This is a genomic window from Clostridium sp. AF50-3, from assembly GCF_003477445.1.
Classification (GTDB): domain Bacteria; phylum Bacillota; class Clostridia; order Lachnospirales; family Lachnospiraceae; genus Otoolea; species Otoolea fessa.
In genome coordinates this window covers 31,449-53,932 of sequence record NZ_QUDH01000003.1, presented here as the reverse complement: position 1 = coordinate 53,932, position 22,484 = coordinate 31,449, and the positions used below count along the sequence as shown (strand labels likewise).

The following is a 22,484-nucleotide window of genomic DNA, read 5'->3' as shown; positions in this document are numbered from 1 at the left end:
GAATCTCCCACCCGGATCTGCTAAAATACAGACAGATTGAGAATGTAATCAGGATATGACAGCGTGGAAAGAGGTTCTGTCATACACGGCAGAGTAAAATAAATGAGGTGAAGATTTTATGGATAAGATTAAAATACTGGTCGTGGACGATGAGGCGAGGATGCGGAAGCTGGTGAAGGACTTCCTTTCGATTAAAGGGTATCAGGTGCTGGAAGCCGGGGACGGCGAGGAGGCGGTGGATCTGTTTTTCCAGCAGAAGGACATTGCGCTGATTCTTCTGGATGTGATGATGCCGAAGATGGACGGCTGGGAGGTTGTGAAGACGATCCGCAAGTATTCGCAGGTGCGATCATCATGCTGACGGCGAGAGGCGAGGAGAGCGACGAGCTGCAGGGCTTTAATCTGGGCGTGGATGAGTATATTTCCAAACCGTTCAGTCCGAAGATCCTGGTTGCACGTGTGGAGGCGATCCTGCGCCGCAGCAACGGCGGCAGCCAGGATGTGATCGATGTGGGCGGCATCCACATTGATAAGACGGCACATCAGGTCAGCGTGGATGGAAAACCGGTGGATTTAAGCTACAAGGAATTTGAGCTGATGACGTATTTTGCAGAGAATCAGGGAATTGCGCTTTCGAGAGAAAAAATTCTGAATAATGTATGGAATTATGATTATTTCGGCGATGCGCGGACGATCGATACGCATGTGAAGAAGCTTCGGAGTAAGCTGGGCGAGAAAGGCGAGTACATCAAGACGATCTGGGGCATGGGCTACAAATTTGAGGTAAGCGAATGAAACGTTCGGTCCGATGGAAATTTACAATCATATTTGCCGGGTTGATGACGGTTGCAATCGCGCTTATCTGGTGTATCAATAACTGGTTTCTGTCCGGATATTACCAGAATTATAAGATTCATACGCTGGAAAAGGGATATCGGGCGATTGACGCGATTATCCAGGATGAGGTCCGGAATGGCGAGAGTTCGCTGGAGGACGCACAGGCGGAGCTGAATTCGGGCTGGAAAGAGTACCAGAAGTCGAAAGATGGAAGTTCTGATATGGACAGTGCGGATGGCGGTTCGGCTCAGTCTGGTAAAAATGGAACCGGTGATAGGGCTGGCGATGAGACACAGGATGCGTTGGGTGAATATGCGGAAGGTGACACGGTGGTGCTGGAGGATGATTCGGAGGATGCATCGGCGGATGCACTGGATGGGGAGGAAGCTTCGAGCGGCGGTGTCCGGCTGGCAAATGTGATCCGCGAGCTGCGTGACCGGTCGAATATTTCCCTGCTTTTATATGACAGCGAGAGTGACCAGACACTCGTCTCCTCGGCGCGGGATGTGGAAGTCATGCGTGACCGGGTGCGGCGCTATATCGTCGGTCATGCGGGGGCGAAGCGGGATGTATTGCGGGAATATGACAACTACATGATTCAGAAGACGTTTGACCCGCTCAGCAAGACGTTTTATCTGGAAAGCTGGGGATTTTTCTCGGATAATGCGACCATTTTCATCATGACGATGCCGATGGAGAGCATCCATGAGAGCGCGGCTATCTCAAACCGGTTTCTGATGTTTGTTGGAATCGTGGTAATTCTGGCGGGAAGTATTCTGATTTATTTTATTACCCGGCACATTACGATGCCGATCAAACGGCTGTCGGAGCTGTCGGAAAAGATGTCGAACCTGGATTTTGATGCCCGCTATGAGACAAGCCGCCGCTCGACGGAGGAAATTGATACGCTTGGAAACAGCATGAATGTGCTTTCGGAGCGCCTCAAGACAACGATCGGGGAACTGAAAGAGGCGAATGCACAGCTTAAAAAGGATATTGACGAGAAAGTGCAGATCGATGAGATGCGGAAGGAGTTCATTGCGAATGTGTCGCATGAGTTAAAGACGCCGATCGCGCTGATTCAGGGCTATGCGGAAGGACTCGTCGAGGGCATGGCGGAGGACAAGGAGAACCGCGATTATTACTGCGGCGTTATCATGGACGAGGCTGGGAAAATGAATCGGATGGTGCGCCAGCTTCTGACCTTGACGGCGCTGGAATTTGGCGGAGAACGGCTGTCTGTGGAGCGGTTTGACCTGACGGAGCTGATTGCCAGTGTGATTTCTTCTTCCGGTGTGCTGCTTAAGCAGAATGAGCTGACTGTGGATTTTGACGGGAAGGAACCGGTCTACGTCATGGGCGATGAATTTAAAATAGAGGAAGTCATCACCAATTATCTGACGAACGCGATTCATCATGTGGGCGGCGGGGAGAAGAAGATTCAGATCCGGATTGACCACCGGCGCGATGGAAAAGAGGTCTGCGTGGAAGTGTTTAACACGGGAAATCCGATCCCGGACGAAGCGCTTCCGAACCTCTGGACGAAGTTTTACAAGGTAGATAAAGCGAGAACGCGGGAATATGGCGGCAGCGGCATCGGGCTTTCGATCGTCAAGGCGATCATGGAGATGCACCATAAGGCGTGCGGTGTGAAGAACCATGAGAACGGTGTGGAGTTCTGGTTTACGCTGGACACGGCTGGTGAAAAATGAAAATAAAATTTTGCCAGAGACAGAATCTTAGAATTATGAAATATGTTTCAGAATCGTGATTTGCATTATATATAAGATGATATAAAAAACACTTGAAAATACAGGGCATTTCGGCAGCCTGAGGCAAAAATATTTTGTACCAATATGGTTGAAATTCCCTGTATTTTTGCGCTTTTTTGTCGGAAATTAAAATCTTAAATAAATATAAAAGATCCGTCATTTCCTTGACAACGAAAAGAAAAGAAAATATAATAACAATGTAACAAGATTTAATAATTATGTAACATTTCGAACGATAGATAACACCACAGCGATTGGGACTCGATTCTTTTGTTTCAGCAATATCTGCGGGAATCTCGAAATCTAATTAAGGAGTTTTGAAGCATGAATTTAAATAGAACAAAGAAACTTTTCAGTATGGTATGCGTGTGCTCAATGCTGACCATTGGTAGCGCGCAGGCAGCTTTTGCGGGGCCGTCTACAGGTTATGAGAGCGACATGGTGGCAACCGTGGCAGCAGACCTTTCGATCTATGCGGATGAGGATGAAAACTCAGAAGTAGTAGCGATGGCTGAAAAGGGCGAGTCCTATGACGTAGTTGGAAAGGCAGATGACAGCTGGATCAAGGTAGCGGCCGGTGAGATGGAAGGCTATTTGAAGGTTCAGAGTAGCGTTATGCTCAGCAAGGCAGAGGAAGCAGCTGCAGTCGCAGATGCATTTGTCGCAGAGCAGAGCAATCTCTCGACCAGAGAGCAGTTAGTCAATTATGCACTGCAGTTTGTAGGTGGACGTTATAAATTTGGCGGCAGCGACCCGCACACAGGGGTTGACTGTTCTGGTTTTACGAAATATGTGATGCAGCACGGTGCCGGTGTGAGCCTGAACCGTTCTTCAACTTCCCAGTCCAAGCAGGGTACAGCAATCAGCGCTGACCAGATGCAGCCGGGCGACCTGATTTTCTACGGAAGCGGAAGAGGTATCAACCATGTAGCGATGTATATCGGCGACGGCAAAGTGGTACATGCTTCAACTGAAAGAACCGGCATCAAGACTTCCCCATGGAACTACCGCACACCGGTTAAGATTGTGAACGTGCTGGGTTAAGAATGAATTTACGAAACATCTGCATTGAACCTTTTCATGAAAAAAGGGTTGGATGCAGATGTTTTTTGATTTCATAGGAAATTGCGTCCGATGAAACAAAAAAATATTACTGGCATAAAAAGTAAGAATTACCCTGCATACTTTCGCAGTAAAATTCCATACTAAGACCTGTAACAAGAAAGTGACGGTTAAGCGGCTGTTCACAGGAAGCCGGAACCGACACGTAGAAAACCTGACAGGGCAGGAATTTAGGAGGAATGACTTATGTCAAGCAAAAACAGTTACAGCAACTATGATAACAGTGCTGAGAAAAACAGCACCAAAAATGCATCCAAGAACAGCTCTAATTATGGTTCCAACCAGAGCCAGAACCGCATGCAGAACCAGAGCCAGAACCGTTCCAGGAATAGCTCTAAAAACCAGTATCAGGACAAGACAGAGGATGATTACAGCGATTGTGACTGATGAGACAGGCAGATAAGAGAAAAAATAGTGAATGCCGGGAATGCGGAATATCCACCGTTTCCCGGCATTTGTTCGTTTTCTAGCCAATGGAAGAGGCTGCCGCATCTCCTCCGACACCTGTCCGCCGGACAAAGCATATATTAATATTACATAGAGTTAAAAAAGAAATCGGGTTCTGTCAGAAACCGTTTTTGTATAAAATGAGGAGGGATGACGGATGTATCAGACCATACCGGTGCGGTATCTGGACGCGTGGCTGGAGCAAGGGTACACGGGACGGCTGATTGACCTTCGGACGCCGGAAGAATATAATGTGTCTCACCTCTGCGAGGCGGAAAATATTCCATTTTTATGGCTTCAGGATAACCGGCAGACACTTACAGGTGAACGTCCGCTTCTGTTTTACTGTGCGCGGGGGAGTGAAAGCCTTCTGGTGTGCGGCTGGTATGACCGGATGGGATATGAGGTTTATAATCTGGGCGGCGGTTACCGCTTTTATCAGGGAAAGTATCAGTGCAGCCTGAGATAGGCACTTTTGCCGCGGCTTTTCATTGACAGATGCAGACCAGTCAACTAGAATAAAAATGGTGAAGACTGTAATGAAAATAAAAGGATTCTTTGCATGAAATGATTTGGCAATGAATCCACAGAGAGATAAGAGGAAAAAAGATTGGAACGATATGAACTGATTGCTCCCTGTCATTTTGGACTGGAAGCAGTGTTAAAAAAAGAGGTAGTGGATCTGGGCTATGAGGTTACCGAGGTGGAAAATGGTCGCGTAACCTTTATCGGCGATGCGGAGGCGATCTGCCGTGCGAATATTTTTCTGCGGACGGCGGAGCGCGTCCTTTTAAAAGTGGGAAGCTTCAAGGCAGTGACCTTTGACGAGCTGTTTGAGGCGACCCGTGCGATTCCGTGGGAGAAATATCTTCCGAAGGACGGTAAATGCTGGGTTAAAAAGGCGTCGTCTATTTCGAGTAAGCTGTTCAGCCCGTCAGATATCCAGAGAATTATGAAAAAGGCGATTGCCCGTCATATGCAGGAATATTACGATCTGGACCGGATGCCGGAGACGGGCAATGAATATCCGCTGCGCGTCTTTTTCTATAAGGATCAGGTGACAGTCGGTATCGATACGAGCGGCGAGTCGCTGCACAAGCGCGGTTACCGTCAGATGACGAGTAAGGCGCCGATCACGGAAACACTGGCAGCGGCGCTGATTCTTCTGACTCCGTGGAAAGCGGACCGGATTCTGGTCGATCCGTTCTGCGGAAGCGGTACTTTCCCAATCGAGGCGGCGATGATCGCGGCCAATATGGCACCGGGCATGAACCGTTCCTTCCTGTCGGAGAGCTGGACAAACCTGATTCCGAAGAAATGCTGGTACGACGCGATCGATGAAGCGACCGAGATGGTGGATGATACCGTAAAGGTAGACATTCAGGGCTACGATATTGACGGCGAGGTAATCAAGGCGGCGCGGGAAAATGCGGAGAGAGCCGGAGTGGATCACATGATTCATTTCCAGGAGCGCCCGGTGGCGCAGCTGAGCCATCCGAAGAAGTATGGCTTTATTATCACAAACCCGCCTTACGGCGAGCGTATCGAGGAGAAAAAGAACCTTCCAGCGCTCTATAAGACGATCGGTGAACGGTTTAAGGCGCTGGATTCTTGGTCGATGTACCTGATTACCGCGTATGAGGACGCAGAGCGCTATATTGGCAGGAAAGCGGACAAGAACCGGAAAATCTACAATGGTATGATGAAGACGTATTATTATCAGTTTATGGGTCCGAAGCCGCCGAGAAGAAAAACGGGGGATCAGGTTGAAGCGTAATGTTTTCTATGGGGCGCTTCTGGTGCTTCTGCTGGGATTTCTGGTACGCGAGAACCGTCTGATTCATATTCCGAAGCAGGTGGAAAAGACGGAGGAGAGCGCCGAGTGGCAGCCGGAGTGGTATGAGCAGATGGCCGAGGAGATTAATGACAGCCCGATCACGCTGGAAGTCGATGGAACAATGGTCGATCCGCAGCTTGGAAGCTTGAGAATGTCGCAGGACGGGCAGTTTATGATACCGTATGGGATGCTGCCGGACGCGCTTTCCTGTGCGGTGCTTCTCTACGATGGAAACCGGCTTGTGATGGAGCGCGGCAATACTCATGCGGAGATGACGGTCGGAAGCCCGGAACTTTTGCTTGGGGAGGAGAGCCAGACGATTGCAGCACCCCCAGAGTGGGAAAATGGAATCCTGTATGTGCCGCTTGAGGCGGTGACGGAGGTATTTTCCTATGAAGAAAATTGGGATGCAGAGAACCGGAAAATGGAACTGACCGGGTCAGAGGATCCAGCCACGTTTTTGCCGGAATCCTATGATTACCGGAAGGCTGGCCGGGCACCGGCGGTTAAAAACCAGGGGAGTCTCGGAACGTGCTGGGCGTTTGCATCGGTGATGGCGCTGGAAAGTCGTGTCCGGCCGGAGTGGAATGTCAGCTTTTCGGAGGATCATATGTCCCTCCGGAACAGCTTCCATTTTTCACAGAATGCCGGGGGCGAGTATACGATGTCGATGGCGTATCTGCTGGCGTGGCAGGGGCCGGTGCTGGAAGAAGAGGATCCATACGGCGACGGCTATTCGCCTGACGGTTTAAGACCTGCTTGTCATGTGCAGGAGATACAGGTGTTGCCGGAGAAGGATTATGAGGCGGTTAAACGGGCGGTTTATCTGTACGGAGGCGTTCAGAGCTCCCTGTATACGGCGATGGTCAGTGACCGCGACGACACGTATTATTACCGGAAAGAGACAGGGGCGTACTGGTATAATGGCGATGAGAAGCCCAATCATGACGTTGTGATCATCGGCTGGGATGACCACTATTCGAGGGACAATTTTAATCAGCCGCCGGAGGGGGATGGCGCGTTTATCTGCGCCAACAGCTGGGGCGGCGAATTTGGGGACGATGGGTATTTTTACGTGTCCTACTATGATACAAATATTGGGATCCACAACATTCTCTATTCCGGAATCGAGTCGGCAGATAATTACGACCACATTTACCAGGCAGATTTGTGCGGCTGGGTCGGGCAGCTCGGTTACGGAAAAGAATCGGCATTTTTTGCCAATATTTATACGGCAGAGGAGAAAGAAGAGCTGGAGGCAGTCGGCTTCTATGCAACCGGGGAAAATACATCGTATCAGGTATATACCGTGACGGACGCCGAGGGCAGCTCCCAGTTCGGGCGGCGCAGAAAGGTGGCTTCCGGGGAGGTTGCGAACGCCGGATATTATACGGTTTTGCTGGATAAGACGATGACGCTGGAGGCAGGTGAACGGTTTGCCGTGATTGTCGAGATCACGACACCGGGAGCGATTCATCCGGTGGCGATCGAGTACAGTTCGCCGGATAAGGGACTGACGGTCGATTTAAGCGACGGTGAAGGCTATATCAGTTACCGCGGTTCCTCCTGGGAGCGCGTGGAGACGGAGCAAAACTGCAATGTGTGTTTGAAAGCGTATACGAGAAATGTGGATTCCTGGAATTGATTGCTGGTACGGATGTGAAGGTATGGCGGAAGCTGTTTTTGAAGAACGGTGATTCGGAATGTCGGGATATGAAAAGCCATGCTGTTTGAGGATAAAGGAGCGAGGAAAAGTGAGCGAGAAAATTATATTTGCGACGGGAAATGCGGGAAAGCTGAAAGAGATCCGTGAGATTTTAAAGGATTTAAACCGTGAGATTGTTACGATGCGCGAGGCTGGATTTGAAGACGAGATCGAGGAAAATGGAACCACCTTCCGCGAGAATGCAGAGATCAAGGCGAAGGCAGTCTGGGAGAAGACGGGCGGCATTGTGCTGGCAGATGATTCTGGACTGGTGATAGATTATTTAAACGGCGAGCCGGGCGTTTATTCAGCGCGGTATTTAGGGGACACACCGTATGAGGAAAAGAACCGGATTTTGATTGAGCGCGTGAAGGATGCAAAAGGAAAAGAGCGGAGCGCCCGTTTTATGTGCAATATCGCGGCAGTGCTGCCGGATGGCAGAGTGCTTCACACAGAAGCGGCGATGGAGGGCGAGATTGCAAAGGAAGCGGCTGGAAACGGTGGATTTGGATATGATCCGATTCTCTGGCTGCCGGAGTACGGCAAAACGTCAGCAGAGCTCACGATGGAGGAGAAAAACCGTATCAGCCACCGGGGCAAGGCGCTGGAGCGGATGAAGGATGCGCTGAAGGAGGCGCTTGGCGAGTGATGAAAAAAATATTAATTACAAGCGACACCCACCGCCGGGATGGTAATCTGCTGGAAGTCATCCAGAATGAAGCGCCGTTTGACATGTTCATTCATCTGGGTGACGCCGAGGGAAGTGAGGACATGATTACATCGTGGTGTAAGGAGCAGAACCCGGACTGCGAGGTCTATATGGTGCTGGGAAATAATGATTTTTTCTCCCATCTGGACCGCGAGAAGGAGATTTCGATTGGAAAATACCGCGCATTTCTGACCCACGGTCATTTTTATAGCGTATCGGTTGGGACGGAGCGCCTGATCGATGAGGCACAGGATCGCGGCGTGCAGATTGCGATGTTTGGACATACCCACAAGCCGTATCTGGAGCGGCGCGGGGATCTGACTGTGCTGAATCCGGGCAGTCTTTCATTTCCGCGCCAGGAGGGCAGACGCCCGAGCTACATGCTCATGGATCTGGATGACGAGGGCGAGGCGCATTTTACGACCTGCTATTTGTAGAGGTCTGTTACTGGGCACATATGCGTGTCACTGTTCACGTATACGTGCCCAGTAACTATGCGTGAACAGAAACCGAAAAAGCAAATATCCGCATATTGACGCATTTTCGGTAAATTGTTATAATGAGAGAGATTGTGAAAAAGGTACTTATCAATGATTCAATCGACCCAATAAAGATGCCGGGGACGGAGGTTTCGTTTCCGAGGCAGGAGTATGACATGAAACTGGAAGCTTTAATTCAAAATATGACGGATCAGATCAAAGAGGCGCAGCTAAAACTTGGTTATGCCAGGGAGACGATGCGCCTTTATTATCCGCTTTCTTCCCTGAATGCGATGCTGGAGATGCAGGAGACGGATATCCGGGAGCTGGCGAAGAAGATACGGCATGATCTGGAGGCGAAGAAGGAGAAAATGGGAGATACCCAGATTCGGATCCACGCCGATCGGATCGTCTTTACGATCCCGCCGGATTTTGTGGAGTATGTCCATGAGCAGGTTCCGGAACCGCCGTTTTTAAGGGAGCTGATCCAGTTGTTTCGGGAAAAGCACGCCTGCAAAAAGGAAGAGATTACCGCTGTGTTTGAAAAATTCGGCGCGTATGAGTGCCGGCAGATGCCGGACGGCATGGATTTTGATTATGTCATTTATTTTACAGACAGCAGCATCGATGCATATGATTACTGCATCCGTGAGGAGATGGGGCACACGATTTACCACCGATTTGCACGGGCTGATTTTGAGGCATTGATGACGATTCAATAAAAAGGAGATTAGACGGATGGAAAACGAGACAAAGCAGACAAATACGAATGAACAGGAGCCGGATATCTTCGCACAGAAGTTAAGAGAGGCAGATTCCTTATATGCCATTCTTTCCGGATGTACGAAAGAGCCGTATGTATACTGTGATCCGGAAACAATGGATGATGCCATCCTGCTGTTTACGGACGAAGAGGGCGCAAAGGCAGGCGCACAGAAGCTGGCAGAGCAGCAGATTCCGGTAGGAATCGCGAAGGTAGACAGAAAGAGCCTTCTGCTTTTCTATACCAGCCTTTACACGATGGGTGTCAATGCTATCCAGGTACACGTGGGCGAGGAGCAGAAGATGATTCAGCTGACCGAGTTTGTAAGACGCAAAGACCCGGAGGAGAGCAAGAATGGAAAAGTCTGGGTGGAGAACCCGGAGCTGCACCTGACGATGCTTTACTATATGCAGGATCTGCGCCGTCAGCCAAATCAGGAGATTACGCCGGAATTAAACGATTTACAGGAGGAGATCGGCGCGCACTTCACGAAGGGTCGCTATATCGTGCCGCTTCCAGAGGAAGGAAATGGCATTCCGCTGGTTAAATTAAAGAGCGGAGATATTTTCCAGCCGATCTTTACGGATGTGATCGAGTTCCAGCGTTTCAACCGTGAGAAGAAATTCCGCCCGGTTGTCGTAGATGCGCTCAAGCTGGCTCAGGTACTCCCGGAGGAGGCAAAGGGCATCGTTCTCAATCCGCTGGGCGTTAATATGCCGCTGACCGTACAGAAAGTAAAGAAGCAGCCGGAAGCACCGGTCCAGAAGCCGGTATCCGTAGAGGCACAGATCGACGCAGCTATCCGCGAGGTTCAGGCAGAGGCTGGACGGGAGTAGGAAAGGAAAGAGTATATGTATCAGGCAGCAGGCACAAGATATGATGGAATGACCTACAACCGCTGCGGCAGCAGCGGACTCAGGCTCCCGGCAGTTTCGCTGGGATTCTGGCATAATTTTGGCAGCACCGGCGTCTATGAGACAATGCGGAAGCTGTGTTTTACCGCTTTTGACAATGGCGTCACGCACTTTGACCTAGCCAACAATTATGGACCAGAGCCGGGAAGTGCTGAGGAAAATCTGGGACGGATTGTAAAGGAAAATTTCATGCCATATCGAGACGAGCTGATCATCAGCACGAAAGCCGGATACGAGATGTGGAACGGCCCTTATGGAAACTGGGGCAGCCGCAAATACCTGCTTGCAAGCCTCGATCAGAGCCTTACACGCCTGGGACTTCCGTATGTAGACATTTTTTACCATCACCGGATGGACCCGGAGACGCCGCTTGAGGAGACGATGGGAGCACTCGATCAGGCAGTTAAGAGCGGAAAAGCTCTCTATGCAGGACTTTCCAACTACAATGGACAAAAAATGCAGGAAGCCGCTGCGATCCTGCGCGATCTGAAATGCCCGTTCGTCATCAATCAGAACCGCTACAGCATCTTTGACCGCACGATCGAAAACAACGGCTTAAAAGAAGCCGCTGTCAAAGAAAAGAAAGGTCTGATTGCATTCAGCCCGCTTGCACAGGGAACCTTAACCGACCGTTATCTGTACGGCATCCCAGCCGACAGCCGCGTCATGACCGACGGCAGATTTCTCAAAAAAGACCAGCTCACCGAAGAAAAAATCAGCCAGATCCGCGCCCTCAACGAGATGGCCGGACAGAGAGGCGAAAAACTCTCCCAGATGGCGCTCAAATGGGTCATGAAGGATCCTGTGGTAACCAGCGTTCTCATCGGTGCGTCCAAACCGGAGCAGATATTAGATAATCTGAAAATGTTGGATGGGGCACCGTTGAGCGAGGAAGAGCTGCTTAAAATCGATCAAATTTGTGGAATAAAATAAACAGAAAACGCCCAGCGGCGCAATTATGCGTACCCGCTGGGCGTTTCCGTCCGTGTTGGCAAACCATATCTATTTAACCGCCACAACCACCCTATTCGGCAGGCAAACCAGCGATTCCCCACTCTCTGAAATGGTTCCCTGCTTCACACAGAGCTTGTCCGGGCAGTCTGCCTCTTCGATCCGGGCACATCCATCTTGAATCACCAGATGATTTTGTCCCCCCTGATACCCGTCGATCCAGGTGTCTATCTCCTCATCCAGCCGGTAGGTGGCGACGGTTGTTCCATTGACACTGACATCAACGGTAAAAGCATCCTTCTGGCGCTGCAAGCGCACAACCAGAAAACCGATGAGTATGACGGCAAGAAGAACCAGAATCAAAACAAAATCATTTCTATTTTTCTTTGATTTCATCAATAAATGCCTCCGCTCCATCCGAGTAAATCAGTTCATAATCATCCGTGATAAAATAAGCATAAATGCCATCCATCGAATTGATGAGTTCCAGGCCCTTATCCAGTCCCATCGAGAAACAGGTCGTGCTGAGTACATCGCCGTCCACCGAACGCGGGGAGACGATCGTCACGGAAACCAGTCCGTTCTGGTACGGATAGCCAGTTTTCGGGTTTAACAGGTGATGGTAATTGACACCGTTTTTCTCAAAATGGCGCTCATAGACGCCGGAGGAGACAACGGACATGTCATCAATATTCAGATCGGCAAACACCGTTGCATAGTCGGCAAACGGTTTCTGCAGCCCGATGCGGAACGGCTGGTGATTTGTGCGTTCACCGACACAGAGTACGTTGCCGCCCAGGTTGATGATGGCGCTTTCGACGCCGGATTCGGTCAGATAGTCTTTCATGCGGTCGGCAATGTAGCCCTTGGCGATGGAGCCGAGGTCAATCGTCGTGTCCGGGGAGAGGAAGGTTAAAGTATTTCCGTCAAGTTTCACATTTTTCCAGTTGACGCGTTCTGCCGCCGCTGTTATGTCATCCTCCGCCGGGATCACGTGCTCGTCGCTGGTAAAATTCCAGAGAGAACTGAGTGGTTCGATCGTCAGGTCGTAGGCACCATGGGAAACCTCACTGTAATGCAGTCCTTCAGAAATCATAGCCGCCATATCGTCGGAGACGGTAAAAGTCGTCTCGTCGGCGTTGCGGTGGTTTAACTTGTAAAGCTCGCTGCCCTCGATCGTCTTGCTGAAACGGTTTTCGTACTCCTGGCACATGTCCACACAGTGGTCAAGGATCGCTTCATCCTGCGAATCATAGAGTGTGATGTTGACAAATGTATTCAGCAGAAACGCGGAACGGCTGATCGGCTCCCGGCGGGATTTGCTGAAAAGAAGCGCCGCGCCGCAGCCAAAAAATACGACGGCAAGAAGTGTCAGAAGCGCGGATAAATCCTTTTTTTTCATAAAGAGCTCCATTCTTAAAAATATCGAAAATTCGGTTTGAAACTATGTTTGCAAAAATGTCTGCAACTACTCTAACAAAGGTTGATAGGAAAGTCAAGATTACGGCCCAGAAACTAAACGCATCGGCAGCCAGAACGTTACTGGGCACGTATGCGTGAACAGTAACGCCAGAACTGTATCGTACGGAATTTTCAGTTCAGAAAATTCCTATCTGTGAACAGTTACGCGCTTTACAAAACTAAAAATTTTTACTAATATATTCATAGAGGTATACAGAGGAGGAAGAAATGCAGAAAAAAGGACGAGCAGGCACATCCAGAGCCGGAAAAATCGCTTTATATGGAATGATGACAGCGCTGGCATTTCTGCTGAGCTATGTCGAGACCCTGATACCGCTCAACCTGGGCGTTCCGGGGGTCAAGCTGGGATTGGCGAATCTGGCGTCGATCGTGAGTCTGTATCTGCTGGGAGCCGGTGCGGCAGCGGCGATTGCATTGGTGCGTATCGTGCTGGTAGGATTTACGTTTGGAAACCTGTCGATGATGCTGTATAGTCTGGCAGGTGCTGCGGTCAGCCTTCTTCTGATGGTGGTGTTCCGCCGGTTGGACTGGTTCGGCGTGACCGGTGTCAGCATCCTGGGTGGTGCGGGACACAACATCGGGCAGCTTATCGTGGCGGCGCTGGTGGTGGAAAATGCGAGTCTGTTCTACTATCTTCCGGTGCTTCTGGCAGCCGGAACGGCAGCGGGGGCGCTGATTGGGCTTCTCGGAGGAATCCTGGTAAACCGCTTAAAATGTCTGGATTTGACAAAATTTATGTAAATGGAAGCCACAAGAGTAAGAGGATGTACAGTGACTGTTCATATGCAGGCATTTTTGGAACCGAAAATGCCATGAGATAAGGTGGCGCAATGGTATACGGGCAGCTAAAGTTATAATGATAAAAGGATAAGAATGAAACAGCAAGGTTGTTTTTCAGTCAGGAGGATAGGGTATGGCAGTATATGAAGCAATCAGAAATTTAGTACAGTACGGAGTCAATACGGGGCTTCTTCAGGAGTCGGATCGCATTTACGCGACGAACCAGATTCTCGAGGTTCTGGGACTGGATGAATATGAAGAACCACAGGGCGCATGCAGGGAGATTTCACTGGAAGAGACGTTGGATGCCCTGCTTGATTATGCACATGAGACGGGCGTTTTGAAGGAGGACGGCGTGGTGTACCGTGATCTGTTCGACACGAAGCTGATGAACTGCCTGATGCCGCGCCCGAGCGAGGTGATTGGACATTTCTGGAAATTGTATGAGGAATCGCCGGAGGCGGCAACCAATTATTATTACAAATTGAGCCAGGATTCCAATTACATCCGCCGTTACCGTGTTTCCAAGGATATGAAATGGAAAACGGATACAAAATACGGGGAGCTGGACATCACGGTTAATTTATCCAAGCCGGAGAAAGATCCGAAGGCAATCGCGGCAGCCAAACTGGCAAAGCAGAGCGGTTATCCGAAATGCCTCTTATGCAAGGAAAATGAAGGCTATGCCGGACGTGTCAACCATCCGGCGCGCAATAACCACCGCATTATCCCGATCACGGTCAATGACAGCCAGTGGGGTTTCCAGTATTCGCCGTATGTGTATTACAATGAGCACTGTATCGTGTTCAACGGTGTGCACACACCGATGAAGATCGAACGGGCAACGTTTGTCAAATTGTTTGATTTTGTGAAATTGTTCCCGCACTATTTCCTGGGATCCAATGCGGATCTGCCGATCGTCGGCGGTTCGATTTTAAGTCACGACCATTTCCAAGGCGGACATTACACGTTTGCGATGGCAAAAGCGCCGATTGAACAGAAATTTGAGATGGAAGGCTTCGAGGATGTGGAAGCCGGAATCGTTAAATGGCCGATGTCAGTTCTGCGGACCCGTTCCAAGAATCCGGACCGCCTGATTGATCTGGGTGAAAAGGTGTTGCGTGCATGGCGCAGCTATACGGATGAGGATGCTTTTATTTATGCTGAGACGGACGGAGAACCGCACAACACGATCACGCCGATTGCCAGAAAGAATGGCGATTTCTATGAGCTGGATCTGGTGCTCCGCAATAACATCACGACGGATGAGTATCCGCTTGGTGTTTACCATCCGCACGCGAAGCTGCATCACATCAAGAAAGAAAATATCGGTCTGATCGAGGTCATGGGTCTGGCGGTGCTCCCGTCCAGATTGAAACAGGAGCTTGCCGATCTGGCGGAGGCGATCCTTTCCGGAGGCGATATCCGTTCCAATCCGGAGCTTGAAAAGCATGCGGACTGGGTGGATGAGTTCCTGCCGAAGTATGAGCATATAACAAGTGAAAATATAAACGAAATCCTGCAAAAAGAGGTAGGTCTTGTCTTTGAGCAGGTACTGGAAGACGCGGGCGTATATAAGTGTACGCCGGAAGGCAGGGAGGCATTTGCCCGGTTCCTGCGCTCAGTGGGCTTCCGATAAAGAGGAGATAATGGAGAGAGATTTATTTTTAAGAAAATATCGGATCGAACAGGAAGACTTTGACGCGGCGGGCGTTTCCTGGGAGGAATTGACTGCGATCGCGGATCATTATGCGACGATCGAGGGAAAGCTGCGGGAGATTGGCAAGGATTTTGTAGATAAGTATCTGTATGATATTGAAAAAGCGGGGATCCATTCCTACCGTTACCGTACCAAGGCACCGGGGCATCTTCTGGAGAAGATCATCCGCAAGAAAAAAGAGCAGCCGGAGAAATTTGCCCAGCTGGGAGTTGATAATTACTGGAAATACGTGACGGACCTTATCGGTATCCGTGTATTCTTCCTGTACCGTGAGGATTGGCGTCATTTCCATGAATACATCACATCGGCGTTTGAAAATGCTCCGGAGCAGTATGTAAAAGACCGTGAGCGCGATTTTGACAACGATGAGACACACTGCTACATTGCAGAGCGTCCGAAGGTATACCGCCGAAACGGGGACAGCCGGATCTACGATGAAAATGTGATCGAAATCAAGTCAGGCGGTATCTACCGTTCCCTTCACTACATCATCAAATACCGCGGTTACTACGTCGAGATTCAGGCGAGAACGCTGTTCGAGGAGGGATGGAGTGAGGTTGACCACGACATTGTTTATCCGTACCACAAGGACGACGTGATGCTGCGCGATTTCTCCCGTCTGTTAAACCGGCTCTCCGGCATGGCGGATGAAATGAGCTCGTATTTCCGCCGGATGAAGGTGGAGAAGGAGTTTGAAGAGGTCCTGCTCGGAGAATATAAGGAAGACAAAGAGGCGAAGCTGCTCGCAAGTATGCGGGAGCTGCTGGGGAAAGAAGAACGATAAGGAATAGGGAAAAGATAACTGGATCAAAAAAACGGGCATTGGAATGCTTGCTATCCACACAGTGGTGGATGAAGAGCATTTCAATGCCTGTTTTGGTGTCATAGGTCTATGAATCTGGCGTTACTGGGCACGTATGCGTGAACCGTGACAATCTGGCTGATTCTAAGGACAGATGCCAGATAGGAATGATGGATAATTGGAAGCACATGGAGCTATAATTATAGATCCAGTTTCAAATCGCCTTCCTTGATCCATCCAGCTTTCCGGCAAAGTGCGCCGAAGAACAGGGTCAAAACAGCCGGAAGCACGAAGCAGATGAGCAGGATGCCCGGCCACATCATCGAATTTCCACTTCCCTGCATGGCGGTGTAGATGCCGATCGGTCCGACGAGACCGCAGGTTCCCATGCCGGAACCGGCTGGAATATTTTCCAGATGGAAGACCATCGTGGAGAGCGGACCGGTGACCATCGAGGCGAGTGTCGGTGGAATCCAGATTTTCGGGTTCCGGACGATATTTCCCATCTGGAGCATCGAGGTTCCGAGTCCCTGTGCCAGAAGACCACCCCATTTATTTTCACAGAAGCTTAAAACGGCAAATCCGACCATCTGCGCGCAGCAGCCTGCGGTGGCGGCACCGCCTGCCAGACCGTCGAGGCTTAACATGATGCAGATTGCCGCACTGCTGATCGGAAGCGTCAGGCGATGCCGATCAGGCAGAAACCAGAATACCCATGAAAAGCGGCTGCATAACGGTCGCTGTCTTCACCAGATTTCCGAAAGCGGTCATGAATGCAGAGACGCCCGGACCGACAAACTGTGCGGCCAGGATACCGGAGATGATGGTGACGCCCGGGGTGACAAGAATATCAACTGGTGTCTCTTTGGAGACGATTTTTCCAAGCTCGGCTGCGATGATGGTGGCAACGAGCGCGCCGACCGGACCGCCGAGTTCATTGCCCGCGATGCCGACGGTAGCGGCGGAGAAAAGGACGAGCGTCGGTGCCTTTAAGGCGTAGGCAATCGAGACGCCGAGCGCCGCACCGGTCGCGCTCTTGGCGTAGCCTGCGATCGTAGTAAAAATTACAACGCCTGTTTTTTCCCCCAGCGTGCCGAAAATGGTACCGATCAGAAGAGAAGCAAACAGACCAAATGCCATCGCGCCCAGCGCATCGATGAGATACGTCTGAACGGAGATGACAACCTGCTTCCGTTTCAGAAAAGCTTTCACACGTTCCATATTGATAGAACCTCCCAGAGTAAAATAATTGTGAACGGAATGAATCGTTTCAGCCATTCCGGTCAAATAAATGGCTTACACCTGTCTTGACAGTGTAATGGACGTTTGTATTTTAACACGAAATGGAGAAAATACAAGAGAAAATATAGAAAAAAGTAAAAAAGTTATGATACAATAAAAAATAATTGACGAGGTGTTTTCGAAAAAGTATGTTCGATTCGAGGGGAGGTATTTCATGCAGAGACGAATTTGTCCGATTTGCGACCATCCGATCAAGTATGGTCATTATTGTTCTTTTTGTAAACAGTGGATCCGGAATCCTAACTATGTCAATGCAACTTATTATCTGAATGAGCGTCACCCGGCGCATGAGACGGACTGTGAGTATCACAATGCGGGATCTGCCTCGTGGGAAACGAGTGCAAGGGCAGGAACAGATGCCATCCGCACGCTTGCGGACCGGGCGAAGGCATATTCCCAGACGCAGAAAGCAGCAGGCGCAGGCAGACAGGCATCCGTCCGGACACAGAACCAGAACAGTATGTCGTATCAGACAACGCAGAGACGAAGCGCGGTGCAGCAAGGAAAAAATCAGAAAAAGAAGGGGAAAATGAGCCTTGTGCTGGTGATTTTGCTGATTTTGTTTGCTTTGTCTGGAATTAATTATCTGTATCGTATGTTTATGTATTTTATTTGGTTCCTATAGATTTTTCCTATGGCAAGATATAGAAAATCAATCCAGAAGATAGCTGTCGGAAGTCTGGCGTTCATTGGGGAAATATGGTATACTGAGCAAAAATCATATAGAATACATAGGCAATAGAGGTCCGGGGCAGAACCGGACGAAATGATGAGAACAGGAGATAAATACGATGAAGATTAAGGATATTTTAGCCAAAGGACAGCCGACGCTTTCGTTTGAAGTGTTCCCGCCGAAGGAGGAGAGCAACTTCGCTTCCGTTGAGAAAGCGGCGCTTGAGATTGCAAAGTTAAATCCATCATTTATGAGCGTGACCTACGGAGCAGGCGGCGGCACAAGCCAGTATACGGTCCAGATCGCATCGGATATCCAGAGCACCTGCCAGGTGCCGGCGCTGTCACATCTGACCTGCGTCTCCTCGACCCGTGAGAAGGTGCACAGTGTCCTGCGCGAGATTCAGCACACGGAATTGAGAATGTCCTGGCACTTCGCGGCGATATTCCGAAAGACGGCAAGGTAGAAAAAGATTATCAGTATGCATCCCAGCTGATCCGCGAGATCCGTGAGACCTGCCCGGATCTGTGCATCGGCGCAGCTGCTATCCGGAGGGACATGTGGAATCGGTCAACAAGACGGTGGATATCGGGCATCTGAAAGAAAAAGTGGAAGCGGGCTGTGATTTTGTGACGACCCAGATGTTCTTTGATAATAATATCCTTTATAATTACCTGTACCGTATCCGAGAAAAAGGAATCACGGTTCCGGTTGTCGCAGGCATCATGCCGGTGACAAACATAAGTCAGATTAAGCGCATCTGCAGCATGTCCGGCACCTACCTTCCGGCACGCTTCAAGGCGATCGTAGATCGTTTTGGTGATAACCCGGCAGCGATGAAGCAGGCAGGTATCGCCTATGCAACTGAGCAGATCATCGATCTGATTGCAAACCATGTAAATGGAATCCATGTATATTCAATGAATAAACCGGATGTAGCGGCGCAGATTAAGAACAACCTGTCGGAGATTCTGTAATGGCGGAAGTCAATCGGAGAGAAATATATCGGTATTTAGGAATTAAAGGGCAGCAGGAGCCGGATCCGCAGACGAAAGATCTGGTGGAGGACTGTCTGGGAGAATTAGAGCGGTCCGTCAACTGCCGGAGCTTTTACAGACGCTATCCGCTGACGCTGCTGCCAGATTCAGAACTTGATTTTACGTGTTTTAAGTAAAAAGCCGGGCGCTCAGCCGCAATTTAAAGGACTGCCAGGAGGTCATCCTTTTTGCGGCGACGCTGGGTGCTGGTGTGGATCTGCTTCTGCGCCGATACAGCCGTCTTTCGATGAGCCGGGCGGTTGTCCTGCAGGCGTGCGCGGCGGCACGGATTGAGAGTTACTGCAATGAAATCAATGACAAATTAAAAGCGGAGGCAGCAGAAGAAGGACTCTATCTGCGTCCCCGCTTTTCGCCAGGTTATGGAGATCTGCCGCTTTCGTGCCAGCCGGATTTCTGCCGGGTACTGGAAGCGGAAAAGACGGTGGGGATTACATTGACGGAAAGTTTTTTGATGATGCCGTCCAAGTCGGTGACGGCGGTCATCGGAGTATCGAAGATAGCGGCGGGCTGTGTGAAAGAGGGCTGTGAGGTCTGTTCAAACAAAAACTGCCTGTACCGGAGAGATAAATAAGTAAGAAACAAAAAACAGAGAGGAAGCTGACATGGGTATACGGGAAGATTGGAACGATAAAATACTGGTATTTGACGGAGGAATGGGAAGTCTTCTGCAGGGAGCCGGGCTGAAACCGGGCGAACTGCCGGAAACCTGGAATATCAAGCATCCGGAGGTTCTGGTAAAGATCCATGAGGATTATCTGAACGCGGGCGCGAATCTTATTTTATCGAATACATTCGGCGCGAACCGCCTGAAATACAATGAGGCAGCCGAGTTTAATCTGGATGAGATCGTGGATGCGGCGATGAAAAATGCCCGGACAGCGGTAGAACACTGCGGCCGTGGTTATGTAGCGCTGGATCTGGGACCGACCGGACGCCTTTTAAAGCCAATGGGTGATCTGGACTTTGAGGAGGCGGTCTCCATCTATACCGAGGTGGTAAAGGCAGGCGTGCGAGGCGGCGCGGATCTGATTCTGATCGAGACGATGAGCGACACGTATGAACTCAAGGCAGCGGTTCTGGCGGCAAAGGAAAATTCCGATCTTCCAATCTTTGCAACCACAATTTTCGATGGAAAAGGCAAACTTTTAACCGGCGGAACACCGAAGTCCGTTGTGGCACTTTTGGAAGGTCTGGGCGTGGATGCGCTCGGAATCAATTGTGGATTAGGTCCGGTTCAGATGAAGCCGATTGTGGAAGAACTGCTTCGGTATGCGTCGATCCCGGTGGTTGTCAATCCAAATGCGGGACTTCCGCGAAGCGAGGGAGGAAAGACCGTATATGATATTGATCCGCCAGAATTTGTCGAGGAAATGAAAGGAATGCTGGAGATGGGCGTTTCGGCAGTCGGGGGCTGCTGTGGTACGACCCCGGAGCACATCCGTCTGCTGGCAGAGATGTGTAAGGGCAGAACGAGAAAGCCGATCGAGCCGAAAAATGACACTCTCATCACTTCCTACGCGTCGGTAGTTGAGATGGGAACCGATCCGGTCATTATTGGCGAGCGCATCAATCCGACCGGAAAATCAAAATTCAAACAGGCGCTGCGCGATCACAACCTGGAATATATCCTGCGCGAGGCGATCACCCAGCAGGAAAATGGCGCTGCGGTGCTTGACGTCAACGTGGGACTGCCGGAGATCGATGAAGTGGCGATGATGCGCGAGGTCGTACAGGAATTGCAGGCGGTGACCGAGCTTCCGCTGCAGATTGATACGACTGACACAGAGGCGATGGAACAGGCGCTGCGTATTTATAATGGAAAGGCACTGATTAACTCTGTCAATGGCAAACAGGAGGTCATGGACGCTGTATTTCCGCTGGTAAAACATTACGGCGGCACGGTGGTTGCGCTGACGATCGACGAGGAAGGCATTCCGGCGACGGCGGACGGACGTATGGCGATCGCGCGGAAAATCTGTGCGGAGGCGGAAAAGTATGGCATCCAGAAAAAAGACATCGTGATCGATGCGCTCTGTATGACGATCAGCTCCGAGCCGATCGGCGCGCTGGTGACACTGGAGACGGTGCGCCGTGTCCGCCAGGAACTTGGCTGCAATACGATTCTCGGCGTTTCCAATATTTCCTTCGGATTACCGCAGCGTGAGATTGTCAACTCTAATTTCTTTACGATGGCGATGCAGAGCGGTCTGACCGCGGCGATCATCAATCCAAATTCGGCGGCAATGATGCGTTCTTATTATAGCTACCGGGCCCTGGCAGCACTGGATGAACACTGCGGCGATTATATTGAGCAGGCAGCGCGGCTGGCGATTCCAAAGGCAGGTGCGGGCGGAGCTTCCGGCGCAGGTGCAGCAGGCAGCGCAGGTTCGGGTGCCCGGCGGCAGGTGCAGCTGGAGCTTCCGGCAGTGCGGACACTGGCAGCCAGGCATCCGGTCCGGAGCATCAGCTTACGGTCAGTGTGGAGAGAGGTTTAAAAGAGCAGGCGGCATCGGCAGCCGGGGAACTCTTAAAGACCATGGATTCCCTGACCGTCATCAATTCCTGCATGATCCCGGCACTCGATAAGGTCGGAAAGGGGTTTGAGGCAGGCACCGTCTTTCTGCCGCAGCTTCTGATGAGTGCGGAGGCGGCAAAATCGGCGTTTGAGGTCATCAAAAACCAGATGGAGTCCTCCGGGGAAGCAGGAGAGAAGAAGGACAAGATCGTGCTGGCGACCGTCAAGGGCGATATTCATGACATTGGAAAAAATATCGTAAAAGTATTATTGGAGAATTACAGCTATGATGTGCTGGATTTAGGTAAGGACGTAGCCCCGGAGGCGATCGTGGAAGAGACGATCAAGAACCATGTAAGACTGGTCGGTCTGTCCGCCCTGATGACGACCACCGTGCCGAGCATGGAGGAGACGATCAAGCAGCTCCGCAAGGAAGCACCGTGGGCGAAAGTCATGGTAGGCGGCGCGGTTCTGACTCAGGAATACGCGGATATGATCGGAGCGGATGCGTATTGCCGCGATGCGATGGCGTCTGTTAATTACGCGCAGCAGGTGCTGGTCTAACGCTTGACAGTCTGCCTTACTTAGACTAAAATTAGGGTAATTAAAACTAAGA

19 protein-coding genes and 4 pseudogenes are annotated in these 22,484 nt (G+C 50.5%); 20 read left to right on the top strand and 3 right to left on the bottom strand.

Annotated features, from left to right (window positions below):
* Positions 1-118: 118 nt before the first annotated feature.
* The 12 genes and pseudogenes from DW085_RS04615 to DW085_RS04560 all read left to right on the top strand — a co-directional run bounded on the left by DW085_RS04615 (position 119) and on the right by DW085_RS04560 (position 11,518).
* A pseudogene (locus DW085_RS04615) lies at positions 119-795 on the top strand (response regulator transcription factor).
* Positions 792-2,549: a HAMP domain-containing sensor histidine kinase gene (locus tag DW085_RS04610; RefSeq protein WP_118491607.1), complete on the top strand. Its 1,758-nt coding sequence runs from the start codon at positions 792-794 to the stop codon at positions 2,547-2,549. The pseudogene DW085_RS04615 and the gene DW085_RS04610 overlap by 4 nt, the downstream one beginning before the upstream one ends.
* Positions 2,550-2,933: 384 nt before the next feature.
* Positions 2,934-3,653, top strand: coding sequence for a C40 family peptidase (locus DW085_RS04605; RefSeq protein WP_022359330.1), 720 nt, complete (start codon positions 2,934-2,936; stop codon positions 3,651-3,653).
* Between the two features lie 264 nt (positions 3,654-3,917).
* Positions 3,918-4,118, top strand: coding sequence for a hypothetical protein (locus DW085_RS04600; RefSeq protein WP_107000506.1), 201 nt, complete (start codon positions 3,918-3,920; stop codon positions 4,116-4,118).
* A gap of 217 nt (positions 4,119-4,335) precedes the next feature.
* Positions 4,336-4,647: a rhodanese-like domain-containing protein gene (locus DW085_RS04595; RefSeq protein ID WP_022359332.1), complete on the top strand. Its 312-nt coding sequence runs from the start codon at positions 4,336-4,338 to the stop codon at positions 4,645-4,647.
* Between the two features lie 141 nt (positions 4,648-4,788).
* Positions 4,789-5,955, top strand: coding sequence for a class I SAM-dependent RNA methyltransferase (locus DW085_RS04590; protein WP_107000505.1), 1,167 nt, complete (start codon positions 4,789-4,791; stop codon positions 5,953-5,955).
* Entirely contained in the window at positions 5,945-7,660 is a 1,716-nt protein-coding gene (locus DW085_RS04585; protein ID WP_118491605.1) for a lectin like domain-containing protein, read from the top strand. Before DW085_RS04590 ends, DW085_RS04585 begins: the two co-directional genes overlap by 11 nt.
* A gap of 109 nt (positions 7,661-7,769) precedes the next feature.
* Positions 7,770-8,369, top strand: coding sequence for an RdgB/HAM1 family non-canonical purine NTP pyrophosphatase (gene rdgB / locus DW085_RS04580; RefSeq protein WP_118491603.1), 600 nt, complete (start codon positions 7,770-7,772; stop codon positions 8,367-8,369).
* On the top strand, positions 8,369-8,866 hold the full coding sequence (locus DW085_RS04575) for a metallophosphoesterase (protein ID WP_107000502.1): 498 nt from the start codon (positions 8,369-8,371) through the stop codon (positions 8,864-8,866). The genes rdgB and DW085_RS04575 overlap by 1 nt, the downstream gene beginning before the upstream one ends.
* A gap of 134 nt (positions 8,867-9,000) precedes the next feature.
* Positions 9,001-9,630 carry a DUF3877 family protein gene (locus tag DW085_RS04570; protein WP_182430785.1) on the top strand — a complete coding sequence of 210 codons (630 nt, stop codon included), beginning with the start codon at positions 9,001-9,003 and terminating at the stop codon, positions 9,628-9,630.
* 16 nt (positions 9,631-9,646) lie between these two features.
* The gene (locus tag DW085_RS04565) at positions 9,647-10,507 is read left to right on the top strand and encodes an SseB family protein (protein WP_022359338.1); all 861 of its coding nucleotides are present in this window, start codon (positions 9,647-9,649) and stop codon (positions 10,505-10,507) included.
* 15 nt (positions 10,508-10,522) lie between these two features.
* Complete coding sequence (locus DW085_RS04560) at positions 10,523-11,518, top strand: aldo/keto reductase (protein WP_118491599.1); 996 nt, start codon at positions 10,523-10,525, stop codon at positions 11,516-11,518.
* A 69-nt stretch (positions 11,519-11,587) separates the two neighbouring features.
* On the opposite strand, the gene DW085_RS04555 is transcribed toward DW085_RS04560, so the two are convergent.
* Complete coding sequence (locus DW085_RS04555; protein WP_182429724.1) at positions 11,588-11,932, bottom strand: NusG domain II-containing protein; 345 nt, start codon at positions 11,930-11,932, stop codon at positions 11,588-11,590.
* A complete protein-coding gene (locus tag DW085_RS04550; protein ID WP_118491595.1) occupies positions 11,913-12,938 on the bottom strand; it encodes an FAD:protein FMN transferase in 1,026 nt (341 codons plus the stop codon). The genes DW085_RS04555 and DW085_RS04550 overlap by 20 nt, the downstream gene beginning before the upstream one ends.
* A 287-nt stretch (positions 12,939-13,225) precedes the next feature.
* Between DW085_RS04550 and DW085_RS04545 the strand changes: the two genes are divergently transcribed.
* The 3 genes from DW085_RS04545 to DW085_RS04535 all read left to right on the top strand — a co-directional run bounded on the left by DW085_RS04545 (position 13,226) and on the right by DW085_RS04535 (position 16,302).
* Positions 13,226-13,759 (top strand): Gx transporter family protein, encoded by a 534-nt coding sequence (locus DW085_RS04545; protein WP_118491593.1) that lies wholly within the window; start codon positions 13,226-13,228, stop codon positions 13,757-13,759.
* Positions 13,760-13,931: 172 nt separating this feature from the next.
* Positions 13,932-15,437 carry a UDP-glucose--hexose-1-phosphate uridylyltransferase gene (gene galT / locus DW085_RS04540; protein ID WP_118491591.1) on the top strand — a complete coding sequence of 502 codons (1,506 nt, stop codon included), beginning with the start codon at positions 13,932-13,934 and terminating at the stop codon, positions 15,435-15,437.
* A 10-nt stretch (positions 15,438-15,447) separates the two neighbouring features.
* On the top strand, positions 15,448-16,302 hold the full coding sequence (locus DW085_RS04535) for a RelA/SpoT domain-containing protein (protein WP_265104151.1): 855 nt from the start codon (positions 15,448-15,450) through the stop codon (positions 16,300-16,302).
* A gap of 218 nt (positions 16,303-16,520) precedes the next feature.
* Here the strand turns inward: DW085_RS04535 and DW085_RS04530 are convergent.
* Positions 16,521-17,541 (bottom strand): annotated as a pseudogene (locus DW085_RS04530) (PTS sugar transporter subunit IIC).
* Between the two features lie 235 nt (positions 17,542-17,776).
* On the opposite strand from DW085_RS04530, the gene DW085_RS04525 reads away from it, so the two are divergent.
* The 5 genes and pseudogenes from DW085_RS04525 (at position 17,777) to DW085_RS04510 (ending at position 22,432) form a co-directional block, all read left to right on the top strand.
* A complete protein-coding gene (locus tag DW085_RS04525; RefSeq protein ID WP_118293476.1) occupies positions 17,777-18,247 on the top strand; it encodes a hypothetical protein in 471 nt (156 codons plus the stop codon).
* Positions 18,248-18,413: 166 nt separating this feature from the next.
* A pseudogene (gene metF, locus DW085_RS04520) lies at positions 18,414-19,272 on the top strand (methylenetetrahydrofolate reductase [NAD(P)H]).
* Complete coding sequence (locus tag DW085_RS20420; RefSeq protein WP_347474975.1) at positions 19,272-19,469, top strand: hypothetical protein; 198 nt, start codon at positions 19,272-19,274, stop codon at positions 19,467-19,469. Before metF ends, DW085_RS20420 begins: the two are co-directional and overlap by 1 nt.
* 74 nt (positions 19,470-19,543) lie before the next feature.
* Positions 19,544-19,924 (top strand): vitamin B12 dependent-methionine synthase activation domain-containing protein, encoded by a 381-nt coding sequence (locus DW085_RS20415; protein ID WP_347474974.1) that lies wholly within the window; start codon positions 19,544-19,546, stop codon positions 19,922-19,924.
* A 31-nt stretch (positions 19,925-19,955) separates the two neighbouring features.
* Positions 19,956-22,432: pseudogene (locus DW085_RS04510) on the top strand (homocysteine S-methyltransferase family protein).
* The last annotated feature ends 52 nt before the right edge of the window (positions 22,433-22,484 follow it).

What these genes read in the sequence shown, in the direction of transcription:
- DW085_RS04610 (WP_118491607.1), top strand. Translation starts at nt 792, where the DNA reads ATGAAACGTTCGGTCCGATGGAAATTTACAATCATATTTGCCGGGTTG.
- DW085_RS04605 (WP_022359330.1), top strand. Translation starts at nt 2,934, where the DNA reads ATGAATTTAAATAGAACAAAGAAACTTTTCAGTATGGTATGCGTGTGC.
- DW085_RS04600 (WP_107000506.1), top strand. Translation starts at nt 3,918, where the DNA reads ATGTCAAGCAAAAACAGTTACAGCAACTATGATAACAGTGCTGAGAAA.
- DW085_RS04595 (WP_022359332.1), top strand. Translation starts at nt 4,336, where the DNA reads ATGTATCAGACCATACCGGTGCGGTATCTGGACGCGTGGCTGGAGCAA.
- DW085_RS04575 (WP_107000502.1), top strand. Translation starts at nt 8,369, where the DNA reads ATGAAAAAAATATTAATTACAAGCGACACCCACCGCCGGGATGGTAAT.
- DW085_RS04565 (WP_022359338.1), top strand. Translation starts at nt 9,647, where the DNA reads ATGGAAAACGAGACAAAGCAGACAAATACGAATGAACAGGAGCCGGAT.
- DW085_RS04560 (WP_118491599.1), top strand. Translation starts at nt 10,523, where the DNA reads ATGTATCAGGCAGCAGGCACAAGATATGATGGAATGACCTACAACCGC.
- DW085_RS04555 (WP_182429724.1), bottom strand. Translation starts at nt 11,932, where the DNA reads ATGAAATCAAAGAAAAATAGAAATGATTTTGTTTTGATTCTGGTTCTT.
- DW085_RS04550 (WP_118491595.1), bottom strand. Translation starts at nt 12,938, where the DNA reads ATGAAAAAAAAGGATTTATCCGCGCTTCTGACACTTCTTGCCGTCGTA.
- DW085_RS04545 (WP_118491593.1), top strand. Translation starts at nt 13,226, where the DNA reads ATGCAGAAAAAAGGACGAGCAGGCACATCCAGAGCCGGAAAAATCGCT.
- galT (WP_118491591.1), top strand. Translation starts at nt 13,932, where the DNA reads ATGGCAGTATATGAAGCAATCAGAAATTTAGTACAGTACGGAGTCAAT.
- DW085_RS04535 (WP_265104151.1), top strand. Translation starts at nt 15,448, where the DNA reads ATGGAGAGAGATTTATTTTTAAGAAAATATCGGATCGAACAGGAAGAC.
- DW085_RS04525 (WP_118293476.1), top strand. Translation starts at nt 17,777, where the DNA reads ATGCAGAGACGAATTTGTCCGATTTGCGACCATCCGATCAAGTATGGT.
- DW085_RS20420 (WP_347474975.1), top strand. Translation starts at nt 19,272, where the DNA reads ATGGCGGAAGTCAATCGGAGAGAAATATATCGGTATTTAGGAATTAAA.